Source organism: Arthrobacter sp. UYP4 (assembly GCF_057291175.1).
In genome coordinates, this window is sequence record NZ_JBXAVU010000001.1 from 668504 (window position 1) to 684202 (window position 15699).

The 15699-nt window shown below is 65.9% G+C and carries 16 protein-coding genes, 1 tRNA gene and 1 other RNA gene; 8 read left to right on the forward strand and 10 right to left on the reverse strand.

What is annotated here, in order from left to right:
* The first annotated feature begins 282 nt into the window (after positions 1 to 282).
* On the forward strand, positions 283 to 1320 hold the full coding sequence (locus tag AC0Z9V_RS03120; RefSeq protein WP_485140669.1) for a glycosyltransferase family 61 protein: 1038 nt from the start codon (positions 283 to 285) through the stop codon (positions 1318 to 1320).
* 58 nt (positions 1321 to 1378) lie between these two features.
* Here the strand turns inward: AC0Z9V_RS03120 and AC0Z9V_RS03125 are convergent, their stop codons facing one another.
* The 3 genes from AC0Z9V_RS03125 to AC0Z9V_RS03135 all read right to left on the reverse strand — a co-directional run bounded on the left by AC0Z9V_RS03125 (position 1379) and on the right by AC0Z9V_RS03135 (position 4649).
* On the reverse strand, positions 1379 to 1630 hold the full coding sequence (locus tag AC0Z9V_RS03125) for a hypothetical protein (protein WP_485140670.1): 252 nt from the start codon (positions 1628 to 1630) through the stop codon (positions 1379 to 1381).
* Positions 1631 to 1705: 75 nt separating this feature from the next.
* On the reverse strand, positions 1706 to 2563 hold the full coding sequence (gene rfbA, locus AC0Z9V_RS03130) for a glucose-1-phosphate thymidylyltransferase RfbA (RefSeq protein ID WP_485141268.1): 858 nt from the start codon (positions 2561 to 2563) through the stop codon (positions 1706 to 1708).
* An 814-nt stretch (positions 2564 to 3377) separates the two neighbouring features.
* Positions 3378 to 4649, reverse strand: coding sequence for a choice-of-anchor P family protein (locus AC0Z9V_RS03135; protein ID WP_485140671.1), 1272 nt, complete (start codon positions 4647 to 4649; stop codon positions 3378 to 3380).
* 259 nt (positions 4650 to 4908) lie between these two features.
* On the opposite strand from AC0Z9V_RS03135, the gene AC0Z9V_RS03140 reads away from it, so the two are divergent.
* The gene (locus AC0Z9V_RS03140; protein ID WP_485140672.1) at positions 4909 to 5034 is read left to right on the forward strand and encodes a helix-turn-helix transcriptional regulator; all 126 of its coding nucleotides are present in this window, start codon (positions 4909 to 4911) and stop codon (positions 5032 to 5034) included.
* A gap of 238 nt (positions 5035 to 5272) precedes the next feature.
* On the opposite strand, the gene rnpB is transcribed toward AC0Z9V_RS03140, so the two are convergent.
* Positions 5273 to 5669, reverse strand: an RNA gene (rnpB, locus tag AC0Z9V_RS03145) — RNase P RNA component class A.
* An 80-nt stretch (positions 5670 to 5749) separates the two neighbouring features.
* On the opposite strand from rnpB, the gene AC0Z9V_RS03150 reads away from it, so the two are divergent.
* Entirely contained in the window at positions 5750 to 6511 is a 762-nt protein-coding gene (locus tag AC0Z9V_RS03150; RefSeq protein WP_485140673.1) for a YaaA family protein, read from the forward strand.
* 3 nt (positions 6512 to 6514) lie between these two features.
* On the opposite strand, the gene AC0Z9V_RS03155 is transcribed toward AC0Z9V_RS03150, so the two are convergent.
* The 3 genes from AC0Z9V_RS03155 to AC0Z9V_RS03165 all read right to left on the reverse strand — a co-directional run bounded on the left by AC0Z9V_RS03155 (position 6515) and on the right by AC0Z9V_RS03165 (position 9208).
* On the reverse strand, positions 6515 to 7450 hold the full coding sequence (locus tag AC0Z9V_RS03155) for a reverse transcriptase-like protein (RefSeq protein ID WP_485140674.1): 936 nt from the start codon (positions 7448 to 7450) through the stop codon (positions 6515 to 6517).
* A gap of 2 nt (positions 7451 to 7452) precedes the next feature.
* A complete protein-coding gene (locus AC0Z9V_RS03160) occupies positions 7453 to 8196 on the reverse strand; it encodes a zinc ribbon domain-containing protein (RefSeq protein ID WP_485140675.1) in 744 nt (247 codons plus the stop codon).
* Between the two features lie 85 nt (positions 8197 to 8281).
* Complete coding sequence (locus AC0Z9V_RS03165) at positions 8282 to 9208, reverse strand: Nif3-like dinuclear metal center hexameric protein (protein WP_485140676.1); 927 nt, start codon at positions 9206 to 9208, stop codon at positions 8282 to 8284.
* A 105-nt stretch (positions 9209 to 9313) separates the two neighbouring features.
* Here AC0Z9V_RS03165 and msrA point away from each other — a divergent pair, with 105 nt between their 5' ends.
* The 3 genes from msrA (at position 9314) to epsC (ending at position 11535) form a co-directional block, all read left to right on the forward strand.
* Positions 9314 to 9838, forward strand: coding sequence for a peptide-methionine (S)-S-oxide reductase MsrA (msrA, locus tag AC0Z9V_RS03170; RefSeq protein ID WP_485141269.1), 525 nt, complete (start codon positions 9314 to 9316; stop codon positions 9836 to 9838).
* Between the two features lie 110 nt (positions 9839 to 9948).
* Positions 9949 to 10884 carry a cysteine synthase A gene (gene cysK / locus AC0Z9V_RS03175; RefSeq protein WP_208741343.1) on the forward strand — a complete coding sequence of 312 codons (936 nt, stop codon included), beginning with the start codon at positions 9949 to 9951 and terminating at the stop codon, positions 10882 to 10884.
* A 63-nt stretch (positions 10885 to 10947) separates the two neighbouring features.
* Positions 10948 to 11535 (forward strand): serine O-acetyltransferase EpsC, encoded by a 588-nt coding sequence (gene epsC, locus AC0Z9V_RS03180; protein WP_133080667.1) that lies wholly within the window; start codon positions 10948 to 10950, stop codon positions 11533 to 11535.
* Between the two features lie 58 nt (positions 11536 to 11593).
* Here epsC and gndA read toward each other — a convergent pair whose 3' ends face one another.
* Entirely contained in the window at positions 11594 to 13033 is a 1440-nt protein-coding gene (gene gndA / locus AC0Z9V_RS03185; protein ID WP_133080668.1) for an NADP-dependent phosphogluconate dehydrogenase, read from the reverse strand.
* 232 nt (positions 13034 to 13265) lie between these two features.
* On the opposite strand from gndA, the gene rlmN reads away from it, so the two are divergent.
* On the forward strand, positions 13266 to 14492 hold the full coding sequence (gene rlmN, locus AC0Z9V_RS03190; protein ID WP_485140677.1) for a dual-specificity RNA methyltransferase RlmN: 1227 nt from the start codon (positions 13266 to 13268) through the stop codon (positions 14490 to 14492).
* Positions 14493 to 14589: 97 nt separating this feature from the next.
* A tRNA-Val gene (locus AC0Z9V_RS03195) sits at positions 14590 to 14665 on the forward strand.
* A 75-nt stretch (positions 14666 to 14740) separates the two neighbouring features.
* Here AC0Z9V_RS03195 and AC0Z9V_RS03200 read toward each other — a convergent pair.
* Entirely contained in the window at positions 14741 to 14956 is a 216-nt protein-coding gene (locus AC0Z9V_RS03200; RefSeq protein ID WP_208741349.1) for a hypothetical protein, read from the reverse strand.
* Between the two features lie 44 nt (positions 14957 to 15000).
* Complete coding sequence (locus tag AC0Z9V_RS03205) at positions 15001 to 15603, reverse strand: hypothetical protein (protein WP_485140678.1); 603 nt, start codon at positions 15601 to 15603, stop codon at positions 15001 to 15003.
* Between the last annotated feature and the right edge of the window lie 96 nt (positions 15604 to 15699).

Below are 15699 nucleotides of genomic sequence, written 5' to 3' on the forward strand. Positions count from 1 at the left end.
CGTGGTCGAGTGGACACGCAAGCACTTGTCGCTACTCTTACCCTGCGGCAATCCGCCCGGCCCCTCCAAGCCGTCTGACGATGACGCGCACCGACTCCGCATCGAGGGTGGAGCGCTTCCGTTCTTTCCTAGGTTGGACTGCCACTACTCTAGAGCTTTGAACACTTGGCACCTAGGAAAGCGACAGACGACATGCGCCTTAAAATGACCTCCATTCATGAGATGGTCGCTCGTGGAGAAGTTGGCGCAACGACGATATTTCCGCAGTGCAGTGTCGAGCGAATGAGCACGGTGGGATACACGAACATTCATAACTTAGACTTCCCCCGCAAGAAAGTTGTATTGAAGAACTATGCTCGCGGCACTGTAGATTACTCACCCACACTTCATGTAATCCTTCGTGACGCCTACATCATGGACGACGGGGTGATAATTCACGATGACTCCATTGTGGCGGAGACCGTCGAGGGCGACGTTCAGAGGAATCCTCGAAAGCACCGGCATCTAACACCGAACGAGGACGGGACTTGGGAAGTCGACCTGTCCTCAGCTGCAAGAAGCGACGACCGTCCTAAGTACTCGGTGGCGCGCTATGGCGTCGAATACTACGGTCATTGGCTGACCGAAGTGCTTCCCAGGCTCCGTGAATTGCGGTATTCCGCTGAGGTGTTTGGCGCAGATATGCTGCTCCCGAAGTCCGTCAACCCCACGACAAAGAGCGGCATGTGGGCGACGATGAGCGATTCGGCCGCCGCTATAGGCGTCGACCTCAGTAACGCGTCGGTGATTCCGGCTGAGGGCTTGTTCGTCGAAACTCTTCACTACATCAGCCCCATGGGCAATTGGGGGTCTATTCGACCAGAGGCATCCCGCACTTACCACGAGTTGCTTGAGCGCTGCCCAAAGCCGTCAGGAAAGAGACGGCTGTATGTGACCCGCAGCGACACCGGCAACAGACGCATTGATAACGAAGATGAGGTCTTCAACTTATTTCAGCGGTATGGCTTCGAAATGTTCGTTCCATCCGAGCACTCTTTCGCTGAGCAGGTAACTGCGTTTGCTTCCTGCGAAGCGATTGGGGGGCCACTCGGGTCAGCCCTTACAAACATCGTCTTCGCCCCGGATCGGACAATCGTAATTCCTCTCATACCGGAGTTCTGGGACGACGTTTTCTTCTTCGACCTAGCCAGCTCGAAGGGACAACCTTGGTTCGAATTGCGGGGCCCCACGGTCAGCAATTCCCAGCCCCTATATCAAAGAAACGACTTTCGGATCGACCCGGCGGCACTCGAAGTGCTGCTGGCCAGGATCTTCCTCTAACGAGCAACGCCCATCCTGCTTTTGAGGCTGGGCCCTGACATCTCAGGGCCCCAGCTGTCTAACTCTCTCCTAGATGCTCAGCGGTCGCAGTCAGTTCCTGCAGTTGATCCTTGAGGTACTCGAGCCTCATCTTCAGATGATCAGCCATCACGAGGTCCCCGACCTCAACATCGCCCGCCGCATCGGTAAGGCCTGGGCCTTCTGTCATGACGTCTACGTCGTTGATCTCTCTTTCGACTCTCTCGATGTCCTCTTTCACGAATCGGAGCTGTACCGCGTACCACTCGTCGTTGCGTTTGTGCTTTGTCACACTGTTCTCCTCACGTAACTCAAAAATCTGTTCCTATCACCCTGCCGTTTTGGGCATCGCTGCACGCTGGAAAGGCTAGAGCAGGCTCATCAGATATTGTCCGTACCCGCTCTTCACTAAAGGTCTAGCCAGCTCCACAAGTTGGTCGTCAGTGAGGTTTCCAAGGCGCCAGCTGACTTCTTCCGGGCAACCAATAGACAGGCCCTGGCGCTTTTGAACCGTCCGGATGAATTCGGACGCCTCGTTGAGGGAGTCGAAGGTACCGGTGTCGAGCCAGGCCGTGCCTCGGGGTAGGATCTCGACCCGCAGCTGCCCCCGTTCGAGGTAGACCCGGTTGATGTCTGTGATCTCAAGCTCTCCTCGCGGTGACGGCTTCAGATCAGCGGCAATGTTGATGACGTCGTTGTCGTAGAAGTACAGGCCCGGTACGGCGAAGTGGCTTTTGGGACGTCGTGGCTTTTCTTCGAGCGACACTGCTCGCCCGTCGCGGTCGAACTCAACAACCCCGTACGCCGTGGGATCTGACACCCAGTAGCCGAAGACCGCTCCCCCTTGAATGTCAGAAAATCTTCGCAGTTGAGTGCCCAACCCTTGACCATAGAAGATGTTGTCGCCGAGGATGAGGGCAACTGATTCGCTACCGATGTGCTCCGCTCCCAATATGAACGCCTGAGCGAGTCCGTCCGGTGAAGACTGCTGGGTGTAGGTGAGGTTCACACCGAATCGGCTGCCATCGCCCAGCAGTCGCTCGAATTGGTCAGCGTCGTGCGGCGTAGTAATGATCAAGATGTCCGTGACCCCGGCGAGGATCAGCGTCGAAAGAGGGTAGTAGATCATCGGCTTGTCATAGACAGGAACAAGCTGCTTGCTCACCCCGAGCGTTATGGGGTGAAGTCTGGATCCGGTTCCACCGGCAAGGATTATTCCACGCATGATTGCAATCATCGCGGCGTCAAGCCTGGAACGCCAAACCAGATGTCTTAGCTCACCCAGGATCGCGGCGGTCCAGACCCTGCATCCGCGCCGTGACTTCAGACTCGTCGACAAGCGGTCCTGAGTGACCTGCTCAGTTACTGGTGCGAACTAGGATCCGCTACATTTATCGAGCCCCCGGTGAGGTTGGCACGGCGTCCGTCGTTGAGACAGTAAAGGGGTTCGCGACGGAGAGGACCCATGAGCTCGTACTGGTGCAGTGGGTGGAATACTCGATGACCCCCGCGGCGTGAGTGAATACGGACAAAATTGGCGCCGGGAACTCGAGAAACGCAGGCTTCACAAGGACGGCTAGTGCATCTCACGCTTTGACTGACGCCGAACGCTCGGGGCGATTGTACGGGGGACACAAAAGGTGATTCTGAATATGGAAGAGCCGCGACGCGTTAGCCTAAATTGTGCGAATCGAAGTGGGCTTTTAGCAAGGACACTTTGCGGCGTCGCCGGAAGCCCAGGTTTCGCACTAACAGGGCCGGGGGGGGGGGGGGGGGCCCCCCCCCCCCCCCCCCCCGGGGGGGCGGGGGCGGGGGGGGGGGGGGGCACCCCCCCCGCCGCCCCCCGCCGCGGCGGGCCGGGGGGCGTGGGCCCCACCGCCCGGCGGGGGCGCGGGGGGGGGGGCCCCGCCCCCCCCCCCCGCCCCCCGCCCCCCCCCCCCCCGCCGCCCCCCCCCCCCCCCCCCCCCCCCCGGGCGGGGGGCGGGGGGGGGGCCCCCCCCCCCCCCCCCCCCGGCCCTGCTGCGGTCAGAGCACCGGTTCTAGTTGCGCACGCCGGAGTTCGAGTACCCTATTTCGATCTTCGAGCCCGTCGGCAGGGGTCCAATAGCTTGATCCAGTACGACCTCGATCATGGTGACAGAGATACTAGTGGAGGTCTTGGTCACCTTGTGAAGTGTGACTTTGCCGAGGCCTGGTACCTGGAGCACTGTATTCGGTGCGACCGTGGCGTTGATGTTAGCCGAGCCCTTGATCTTGAGGTTCGTGAACGTCGAGGTATCGGTAAGGGTTACCGTGCCGCCCGAAGGGGCCCGAGTAGCCGAGGTTTCGGCCTTGATAGCGTCAACCGTGATCAGACCGCCAAGGACGTTCAACCCCGCCAGCTTGTCGGTCACGGTGACTTTGAGGGAGGGTGTCAGGACTCCAGAGGTCGTGGTGGTAGCGGCGCCTGCGCTCAGGAGACCAGGAATGGAAACTCCGGCGACGTTCGCCGCACTGGTCCCCCCTTCGCATTTGACCTGTGCCAGTGCTGTGGCTCCGGATCCCTCGAGACCGTTGAGCAGGGTCGCTTTGGTGCTGAAACCGGTACCCGTGAGAAAGCCCCCCTGTGGGGGAGTCAAACTGGCCGCACTGGTACCAATACGTATGTCCGTGCCGATATTGAGACCGGGCAGCCCTGCCTTGAGAATCTGGACCCGCAATGCGGTGGTGGAAACTTGGTACTTGCCGTTGACCAACTTCTTCTCTTGGCCGTTCAGCGTGACCTTTCCGATAGAGCCGAGCAAGGGGTCCTTAAGGTCAATAATTGTGTTTGGTGCAGGACTGACGCTGACGGGCAGCCCCAGCACTTTAAGGTCGGCGATTGACGTCTTGTTGGTGCCGGAGAACGTGCCGGCGGCACTCTTATCGGCTGTGCTCATGGATGTGATAGCGCCGGCGGTGATCAGACCGCCCAGCAGCTTCGTCCCTGCAACCGTCGAGGTAGCTTCTGTCCGCTTGCCGGTACTAGTCAGCAGTGTCTTGATGTCCGTGTTCGCCGCACCGACGGTGCCGACCAGCGGTACGTTCGCCGCGGCGACGTTGTTAGTGGCGGTCTTGCCGGTTGCCGAGGTGCATGTGATCGTCGAGGACCCGGTCGGACCAGATACGAGAGATTTGTCGTTGTTGACGATGTAGGACCCATAGGCGGAACTGGAGAAACCGGTCTGAACCTGCGCGGGCGTGATGGTGGGAACGATGGCTTGAGCGGAGGCGAGAGGCCCCGCCAGCACAAGCGAAAGCGCACCCAAGAGACCAACTATTGATTTTTTCATATTTTCCCCAGAAAAAAGAACAGGACCCCATATCCTGTTGTGTCCATAAGCTACGTCAGTAGCCGAGGCAGTGCAAGGCAAGAAGTAGGAAGTTGAGGGCTCGCGTAGGTGCACTGGGTTGAGTGCTCGACGGCGCCTTCGGCGATGGGAACAGCGAACAAGATCCGTTACCGGCAAATCGACGAATGCTGACACGATCGCGACGCGGATGGAATTTAGTGCCCTTAGGATCAGGCAATAACCGGTCAACCCCCGTTCCATGACGCTGCCCGACGTCGCCGAGGAACTCGCCGTCAGCCAGTTGCAGATGTACGCCCTCGTGAAGAATGGTGACCCCCCGGCCGTTCAGGTGGGCGGCCGGGTCAGTGCCGGGTGGAGCGCGTGAAGCTGGAGGAGTGCATCGCAAGACTGTACGAGCAGACGGAAAAGCAGTGCGGAAGGTTCGCCCCGGAAGATCTCCCTGTCGAGTAATTCGGGTGAGGCTAGGGTGCCGCCCGGGTGCTCGAGTGCCGATGGGGAGGCCTGCGTGTTCACTGATGATGAATACCGGCCACTTGTAAAGCGGTAAACCACCGATATTTGCGGAGAAGGCGCCGGAATCAGTGTCGTTCCGGGGCCGGTGCGGGATGGGTCGACCGATACGCCGGGTTCTGTCATCGTGCGACGTTACCGTCGCGCGAGTGGCGGCCATCCATCTACGAACGTCGTTACCGACGCCCTCCAGCGGCCTACCCGTGCACTCGGGCGGGCAGCCCTCGAACGCGCACTGTCTGGCCTTGCTCCGGGTGGGGTTTACCGAGCCATGCCGGTCACCCGGCATGCTGGTGGTCTCTTACACCGCCTTTTCACCCTTACTGACCGTGAGGACCGAAGCCCTCAGCGGTCAGCGGTCTCTTTTCTGTGGCACTGGCCTGCGGGTTACCCCGAGTGGGCGTTACCCACCACCCTGCCCTGCGGAGCCCGGACGTTCCTCGGTGGAGCGGTGCGGACACCGTCCAACGCGGCCGCCTGGTCGACCCATCCAGGAACCATTCTAGGCGGCCCGGCCGGGAGCCGGGTGCACGGGGCCAAGGGCTGCACGGGTTGGATACAGTGGATCGGTGCTGATCCTGCTTCCCCCGTCCGAAGGTAAGTCCGCCGCCCGCAGGGGCGGCCCGGTGCGGCTCGAGAACCTGCACTTCCCCGACCTGAATCCCGCCCGCCGGACGGTCCTCGCCGCCCTGAAGGACGCCAGCGGTGCGGACGACGCGCATGCGGTGCTCGGCGTCGGGGAATCCCTGGCCGCCGATGTGGCGCGGAATCTGGTGCTCGAGGTCGCCCCCGCCGCACCGGCCCACGACGTTTACGCAGGAGTCCTCTACGACGCCCTCGGGTACGCCGGTTTGACGCCGGTGCAGAAGCGCAAGGCCCGCGAGTGGTGCGTCGTCGTCTCCGCACTGTGGGGCGCCATCGGGTTCGGCGACCCGATCCCTGCGTACCGCCTGTCGATGTCGGTGGACCTGCCGGGCACGGGGCGGCTCGCAGGCTACTGGCGGAAGCACCTCGGTGACGCCCTGGCGCAGCACGCGGGAACCGGGCTGGTCGTCGACTGCCGGTCGAGCACCTACGCGGCGGCCTGGGCTCCCCCACCGCTGCAGAGTGCCGCGGTCAACGTGTTCCAGGTGCGCGGCGGCAAGCGCACGGTCGTCTCACACTTCGCGAAGCACACGCGCGGCGAACTCGCCCGCCACCTGCTGACGCGGCGGGGAGCGGTACCGGCGACGCCCGAGGCCCTGCTCCGGGCAGCCCGCGAGAAGTGGACGGCGGAGCTCGTACCGGCGACCGCGCGCAGACCGGCCCAGCTCGACATCGTGCTCGACTGAGCCTCAGTCCGCGACCAGCTCCACTTCGAAGCCCTCGGCGTTCTCGAGGTAGGCCGCGTAGTGGTCCGGTCCGCCGGCGAACGGGTGCCGGTCCGCGAATATCAGCGACCACCCGTGGCTTGCCGCGCGGCGCGCCAGCAGGTCGACGTCGGCCCTGGACCCGGCACGGAACGCGAGGTGGTTCACCCCGGGACGACGGCGGTCGGAACCGCCCGGCACCACGTCGGGTCCGCTCTCCAGGACGACGTAGAACTCGTCGGAGCCATAGCGGACACCGTCCTTCCAGGCTTCCCCGCGCGGGAAGCCCAGCCGTTCGAGCAGCCAGCCCAGGCTCTTCTCCGCGGAAGCGAGATCCTGGGTCCACACCTCGAGGTGGTGGAGCCTGCCCGCCGGTCGCGGCAGCTCCTCCGACGCGGCGGCCTCCGGTTCCGCGGCGGGTCTCGCCGCAGCGCGCGGCTTCCACTCGACGCCGGCCATGCCGGCGTCCATCGCCTCGTTGGAAAGCCGGTCGGCGTCCTTGTTGCGTTCGCGCGGGATCCATTCGTAGGTCACCCGGCGGGGATCCAGGACCTTCCGCGCCTTGGCGGCGAGCACGCGCATGTCGGCGTGCTTGATCTGCCACCGCCCGGACATCTGCTCGACCACGAGCTTGGAGTCCATTTTCACGTGCACGGACGCGCCGGGGTTGATCTCGCGTGCCAGTTCCAGTCCCGAGACGAGGCCGGAGTACTCGGCGACGTTGTTGGAGGCCTTGCCGATGTAGGCGGCCTTCTCGACGAGGATCCGGCCGGTGTCGGGATCGCGGACAAGGGCGCCGTACCCGGCGTGCCCGGGATTGCCACGGGACCCGCCGTCCGCCTCGACGACGAGCCGCGTGGGCGCACCCGCCGTCGCCTGGTCGTCGCGCGCATGGGGGTCGAACAACTGCTGTTCCGTCACGGCTACTGGTTCCCCCAGTCGCCGGAACGGACCAGGATGCACCCGGAGTCGGGGCAGAGCACGACGTCGTCGGGTGCCGCACTCGAGATGTCGGCGAGGTCACCCGGACTCAGCTGCATCCCGGACCCCTCGGACTTGCCGTGGAACAGGCGGGCGGCACCGACGCCGCGCTTGGCGAGGATCCGCTCATAGATGGCCAGGAGCCCGGAGTCGAACGTCGAGGCGAGCTCGTTGCGGCGTGCCTGCACGTCGACCCGCTGCAGCTCGATGTCGGCGAGCTCGATGTCGCGTGCCTCCTCGAGGGCGCGGAGCTCGGCACGGACCGCATCCGTGCGGCCCTGCACCTCGGCCTGCGTGGTGCGTGCCGCCTCCACCCGTTCCATGACGTCCAGCTCGACGTCCTCGAGGTCCGAGCGCCGCTTCGTCAGGGACGCGACCTCGTGCTGCAGCGCCGTCAGGTCCTTCGAGGTGCCGGTACCGCTGTTCAGCCGCTTCTCGTCACGCTCCAGCCGGTTCACGACCGACTGCACCTCGTCCTCCGCACGCGTCAGTTCGCGCTGGAGGTCGCCCAGCTCGGTGGTGGCGCGCACGAGCTCGCCGTCGACCTCACTGACCCGGGCGGCGACGACGCCGAGCTCGGGATTGCCGCGCGCAGCACCGGCCTGCCGTGTGAGTTTGTTGAGGGTCGAATCGAGGGCCTGCAGGTCGAGCAGGCGGAGTTGTTCCTCGGGTGCAGCCTTGGCCACGGTTAACCTCCAGATGGGACGGACGGGGCACGACGAGCGGGCGTGGGCGTCGTCCCAGCCTAGGCCACGGCGCCCTTCCCGGTCGTCAGTGACCGGGAGTGAGGACGAAGTCCCACGGGTCGGTGTTGACCCCGCTGACCCGGATGTCGGTCGCGAAGCCCTGGTCGGAGAGCATCGTGCCCAGGGCGTCGGCGGCGGGCGTGAGCCACAGCCATTCACTGCCGAAGTGGGAGACGTCCACGAGGTAGGGGGTACCGCCGGCGGCCGCCTCCCTCACTTCGGAGGCAGGATGGTGCCTCAGGTCGGCCGTCACGTAGACGTCGGCATGGCTGGCCCGGACGTGCTCGAACAGGGAGTCTCCCGCGCCTCCGCACACCGCGATCCGGCGGACCAGCGCGTCCTTGTCCCCGGCGACCCGCACGCCACCGGCGACGGCCGGCAGGATGGAGAAGACCGCCTCCGCGAAGGCCCCGAGCGCTACCGGTACCTCGAGGTCCCCGACGCGCCCGATTCCTTCCTCGGGCAGCCCGTCCGCAGCGGGAACCAGTGGCTCGACATCACGCAGCCCGAGGGCGTCGGCCAGGACGTCGGACACGCCGCCGACGGCGCTGTCCCCGTTGGTGTGGACGGTGACCAGGGCGCATCCTGCCTCGATCAGGCGATGGACCGCCTCGCCCTTGAAGCCGGACGCGGCAACGGAGGAGACGGGCGTCAGCAGGAGGGGATGGTGGGAGACGATCATCGTGGCTCCCCAGCCCAGCGCCTCGTCCAGGACGGCAGCGGTGGGATCGACGGTGAACAGGATCTTCGCCGCCCGGTTCCCCGACCGGCCCGCGACGAGCCCGACCGCGTCCCAGCCCTCGGCGAGGCTCTCCGGCCACAGCTCCTCGATGGCACGGAGGACGTCTCCCACGGTCGGCGCCGGGACTCCCTGCGCGGCACCGTCGCCCTTGCGGGAGGCCCACGCGGTGCCGGACGGAGCGACACCGCGGCCGTGCTCGTGCTGTTCCATGACACCAGTAATACCCGCCGCCGGCGGCCCCTCCAACTCAGCACCGTCCGCCGGGGGCTGATCGGCACCGGGAATCATCGGAGCGTGCCACGCATTGACAAGGACATGAAGACTTTCGTGCTTGGAGGGGGCTGTTTCTGGTGCCTCGATGCTCTTTACCAGAAGACCCGCGGTGTCACCGAAGTGGTGTCCGGCTACACGGGAGGCCACACGAAGCACCCCGATTACGACTCCGTCTGCTCCGGCATGACCGGTCACGCCGAGGTGGTCGCGGTGGCGTTCGACGAGTCCGTGATCCCGGAGGACGTCATCCTCGACATGTTCTTCGTGTCCCATGACCCCACCACGCTGAACCGGCAGGGCTACGACGTCGGCACGCAGTACCGCAGCGTCATGTACTACCAGGACGCCGAGCAGAAGGCACTGTTCGAGGACGCGATCAGCCGCAACCAGCAGAACTGGAAGAACCCGATCGTGACCGAGGTCAGCAGGCTCCCGGAGTTCCACGTGGCGGAGGACTGGCACCAGAACTACTACGCGAAGCACCCCGAGCAGGGCTACTGCCAGGTGATCATCAACCCCAAGCTGTCGAAGGCCCGGAAATATTACGCCCAGTGGCTCGCCGCGTAGGCGCACCGGACCCCACCCGTTAAGCTGACCGCCGTCGGTCCCGGGCAGTCCCTGACAATGCCCCGGCCGACGCCGCATCCCTCCACCCCCGAACAGGCAGGCTCCCGCGCATGGCAAAGATCTACGACGACGTCACCCAGTTGGTGGGACGGACCCCCCTCGTCCGCCTCAACCGCCTGACCGAAGGGCTGGATGCGCAGGTAGCCGTCAAGCTCGAGTTCTACAACCCTGCCAACAGCGTCAAGGACCGCATCGGCGTGGCCATCATCGACGCGGCGGAGAAGGCCGGCGCGCTTCGCCCGGGTGGCACGATCGTCGAGGGGACCTCGGGGAACACCGGCATCGCCCTCGCCATGGTCGGTGCCGCACGCGGCTACAAGGTCGTGCTGACCATGCCGGAGACCATGTCCACCGAACGCCGTGTGATGCTGCGGGCCTACGGCGCCGAGATCGTCCTGACGCCGGGCTCCGAAGGGATGCGCGGCGCCGTCGAGCGCGCGAAGGACATCGTCGCGACGACGGAGAACGCCATCTGGGCACAGCAGTTCGCCAATGCCGCGAACCCGGCCATCCACCGTGCCACCACGGCCGAGGAGGTCTGGGAGGACACCGACGGCGAGGTGGACATCTTCGTCGCGGGCGTCGGCACCGGTGGCACCATCACCGGCGTGGGCCAGGTGCTGAAGGAGCGCAAGCCCGGCGTGCAGATCGTCGTCGTCGAGCCCGCCGACTCCCCCATCCTCAACGGTGGCGCACCGGGTCCCCACAAAATCCAGGGCCTCGGCGCGAACTTCGTCCCCGAGAACCTCGACCGCGACATCTACGACGAGGTGCTCGACGCGACCGTCGAGGACTCCGTGCGGGTGGCACGCGCGCTCGGCACCCAGGAGGGCATCCTCGGCGGCATCTCGTCGGGGGCGATCGTCTGGGCCGCCCTCGAACTCGCGAAGCGCCCGGAGAACGCCGGTAAACTCATCGTGGCTGTTGTCTGCGACTTCGGCGAGCGCTACATCTCCACGGTGCTCTTCGACGACATCCGCGGCTGATCCCGCCGCGGAGGACCCTCCCACACTGCTGAACCCCATGACACCCCCACGAGAAGGTAGCCGGTGAGCTTTCTAGAACGACTGCGCGAGGACCTCGAGACCGCGCGCACCCACGATCCGGCTGCCCGCGGTTCCTTCGAGAACACCGTCGTGTACTCCGGGCTCCACGCCATTTGGATGCACCGCCTCACCCACCGCATGTGGCGGAACGAGAAGCTGCGCTTCCCGGCGCGTGCCCTGGCGCAGCTCGCACGCGCCCTCACCGGGGTCGAGATCCACCCGGCGGCCACCATCGGGCGCCGGTTCTTCATCGACCACGGCATGGGGATCGTGATCGGCGGCACCGCGGAGATCGGCGACGACGTCATGCTCTACCAGGGTGTGACCCTCGGCGGACGCTCGCTCGAGAAGGTGAAGCGCCATCCCACGATCGGGGACCGCGTCACCATCGGTGCGGGCGCGAAGGTGCTGGGTCCGATCACCATCGGTGCCGGCAGCGCTGTCGGCGCGAACGCCGTCGTCGTGAAGGACACTCCGCCCGACTCGATCGTGACGGGCATCCCGGCGACGTTCCGCCACCGCGATTCGCGGCGCGAGACGCAGCCGGCGGTCGACCCCGCGGAGTACGTGGACCCCGCCATCTACATCTGACCCGAACGCAGGGAAGCCCCGGACCACGGTCCGGGGCTTCCCTGCGTTCGGGGTGCCGTCAGTGGGTGTCGACGGCTTCGATCTCGGACTTGTCCTCGCCCCACAGGGTGTGGAACGTGCCCTCGGTGTCGACGCGGTTGTAGGTGTGCGCGCCGAAGAGGTCGCGCAGGCCCTGGGTGAGCGCGGCCGGCAGGCGCGTGCGGCGCAGGCCGTCGTAGTAGGCCAGCGACGCGGAGAAGACCGGAACGGGGATGCCCAGCTGCACGGCGGTCGCGACCACCCGGCGCCAGGCCGGGACCGCGCCGGCGATGGCCTCGGTGAACGCCGGTGCGAGCAGGAGGTTGGCGGGACGCTCGTCGGCCACTGCATAGGCCTTCATGATGTCGTCGAGCAGTTCTGCGCGGATGATGCAACCGGCACGCCACAGCGAGGCGATCTCGTCGAGCTTGAGCTCCCAGCCGTACTCCTTCGCCGCGGACGTGAGCATGTCGATGCCCTGGGCGTAGCTCACGAGCTTCGAGGCGTAGAGGGCGAGCCGGACGTCCTCGACGAACGTGTCGGGCAGCTCGACGGTGTCCTCGTGGCCCTGCAGGAGGTCCTGGGCCAGCACGCGCTGGTCCTTCTGCGAGGACAGTGCCCGGGCGAACACCGATTCAGCGATGCCCGACGTCGGGCTGCCCAGTTCCAGCGCGGAGACCACGGTCCACCGGCCGGTCCCCTTCTGCCCTGCCGCGTCGACGACGACGTCGACGAAGGGCTTGCCGGTCCGCTCGTCCGTGTGGCCCAGCACTTCGGCGGTGATCTCGATCAGGAAGGAGGACAGCGTGCCGGAGTTCCAGTCGCTGAAGATCTTCGCCTGCTCGGCAGGCTCGATCCCCGCACCCGAGCGCAGCAGGTCGAAGGCCTCGCCGATGACCTGCATGTCCGCGTACTCGATGCCGTTGTGCACCATCTTCACGAAGTGACCGGCGCCGTCCGTGCCGATCCAGCGACAGCAGGGCTCGCCGTTGTACTTGGCGGAGATCTTCTCGAGCATCGGCCCGAGCGAATCGTAGGACTCACGGGAGCCACCGGGCATGATCGACGGGCCCAGGAGCGCGCCCTCCTCGCCGCCGGAGACGCCGACGCCGACGAAGTGGAGGTCCTGCTTCGACAGCGCGGCCTCACGGCGGCGCGTGTCCTCGTAGTGCGAGTTTCCGCCGTCGATCACGATGTCACCCGGCTCCAGCAGCGGAGTGAGCTGATCGATCACCGAGTCCACCGGCTTGCCGGCCTTCACCATGATCAGCACCCGGCGGGGCTTCTCGAGGGAGTCCACCAGTTCCTGCAGGGACTCCGTGCGAATGAACTCACCGTCGGCGCCGTGCTTCTCCAGCAGCGAGTCGGTCTTCTCGATGGACCTGTTGTGCAGGGCCACGGTGTAGCCGTTGCGGGCCAGGTTCCGGGCGAGATTCGCTCCCATGACTGCCAGGCCTGTGACGCCGATCTGTGCGCTCAATGTGTTCTCCGTCGTTTGTCAGCTGCATGCATAGCACTGCATGTGCCGGTGCTTCCGGCGCGTTTCCGCGCGGGCCATCCGATCGCTTTCACACTATTACCGACGTATCGCCCGCCGCCACACCGACCGCCCTCGGCGCCGTCATGTTTCGGCCGCTTCCAGCCACCGGACGTGTCGCGGCCGACACGCCGTCGACTGGGCCGCTGGTGCCATCCGTGAAAGAATGGTAGTGATGTCCGACGCTACCGTTACCCCCGTTGCCCCCGCTCCCGTCTCCTCGCGCCCCCAGGTGCGCCCTGAGGTCGAGGGCGCCGAGCCGATCGTGTCCAGCGACGGCCGGCCGCTGCTTCAGTTCAAGTCCCCCCGGGTCAGCCAGCCGCCGGTGCACCTCGCCGACCTCACACTGGCCGAGCGGCAGGACCGGCTGAAGGAGCTGGGACACCCGGGTTTCCGCGCCAAGCAGCTGTCGAAGCACTACTTCTCGCACTACACCACGGATCCCGCGGCGATGAGCGATCTCCCGAAGGCCGGGCGGGAGGAGCTCGTCTCGGCGATGTTCCCGCCGCTCCTGACCGAGGTGAAGCGGCTGACCACGGACAACGGCGACACCGTCAAGTTCCTGTGGCGGCTGTTCGACGGCGCCCTCGTGGAATCGGTCCTGATGCGCTACCCGGGCCGCGTGACCCTGTGCGTCTCCTCCCAGGCCGGCTGCGGCATGAACTGCCCGTTCTGCGCCACCGGCCAGGCGGGCCTGACCCGCAACATGTCGACGGCGGAGATCGTGGACCAGGTGGTCGCCGCGAACCGCGCCCTCGCGGAAGGCGCCCTGGGCGACCTGCGCACCGATGGCGGGCACGACGCCGACCGCGTCACGAACATCGTCTTCATGGGCATGGGTGAGCCGCTGGCCAACTACAAGCGCGTGATGGCGGCACTGCACCGCTTCGTCGACGACTCCCCCGAGGGCCTCGGCATGTCCGCCCGCAACATCACCGTCTCCACGGTGGGGCTCGTGCCGGCCATCAACAAGCTGGCCGCCGAGTCGCTGCCCGTCACCTTCGCGCTGTCCCTCCACGCACCCGACGACGAACTCCGCGACGAGCTGATCCCCGTCAACACGCGCTGGAAGGTCGACGAGGCCCTCGACGCGGCCTACAACTACTACCGGACCACGGGGCGCCGCGTGAGCATCGAGTACGCACTGATCAAGGACATGAACGACCACGCCTGGCGTGCGGACCTACTGGCGAAGAAACTGAACCAGCGCGGCCGTGGCTGGGTGCACGTCAACCCGATCCCGCTCAACCCGACGCCGGGCTCCATCTGGACGGCGTCGGAGAAGAGCGTCTCGACGGAGTTCATCAACCGCCTCCGCGCCGCCGGTATCCCCACGACCCTCAGGGACACCCGTGGCAAGGAGATCGACGGCGCCTGCGGGCAGCTCGCGGCCGGCGAATAGCGCCACCCGGATTGGTGCGATCCTGCGGCAAGCCGGTATAGTCAATCCTTGTGATGGCGCCCGATCGGCAGGAGCCGGTGGCGGCATCACAGGACGAGGGTCTTTAGCTCAGCTGGTAGAGCGCCACGTTTACACCGTGGATGTCATCGGTTCGATCCCGGTAGGACCCACCACAGAAAACCCCGCCGCTCCAAGGGCCAAAGCCCGGAACGGCGGGGTTCTGTCGTCGAGGGGTTGGCTGCGGCCCTTCAGCGCTTCCGCAGGATCGCGACCAGCCGCTCGACCAGGACCACCAGCACGAGTGCTGCCCCGATGATGAACAGCAGCGCCAGCCAGAGGGACGGCCCGGAACCGGCTTCACCGACGCCGATACCCAGCCTGCGGGCCGCAACGCACAGTGCGAGCATGGCGGCACCGGCCACGAGCATTCCGGTTCGGCGGTCCCATCGGCGTCGGTTCCTCATGGTTCCAGTCTAGGCAGCGCCCACTGGCGTCCTGACCGCACGGACTACTGCTGCGCCTCCATCACCCCCACGGGCTTCCCGTCCGAGAAGGTGACCACGTACTCCTGACCCATGATCGTGACGGTGCACTGGAGCGCTCCGATGGTGCGGCAGTCATCACCGGGGCCGGGCGGGGTGCCGGGCTCCTCGAAGATCGGCTCGAGGAGCCCGGGGTCGATGCCCGGCGGCGTCGGCTCGTGGAAGGGCACGGACCCGGGCGGGAGGCACGTGTACGGGTCCGCCGGGTCGGTCCACCATGCCCCGGCGTCGGTGACAGGGCACTGCGGGTACGGCGGGAGGGGCAGCAGTTCCGGCGCGAGGTCGCCGCCCATCCCGCTCCCGGTCGCGCCGGGGGGAGTGCTCGGACCGGAAGCCGGCGAGGGGGCGACGGCGGTGTCCCCGGCAACGGGCTCCTGCACGTCCCCCGCCGGGACGGCGCTGCTGCCGGCAGACACGTCGGTGACCTTCGACAGCGTCGGAGTGGTGTCCACCACAGCCACCGCGTGTTCGTCCGACGCCTGTCCGCCCTGGTCGAGTGCGAGAGGGACGACGGCGACCGCTGCCGCCGTGCCGAAAGCGATGAGAAGAGACCTGGTTGAAGAACGCATTATTTCACCCCACGTGAGAGACCTATGAGATGAACCTATGGCGATAGAGGGAGCAGAGCGACAGTAATCAATACTCGCTTTCGGACCGGACTACCT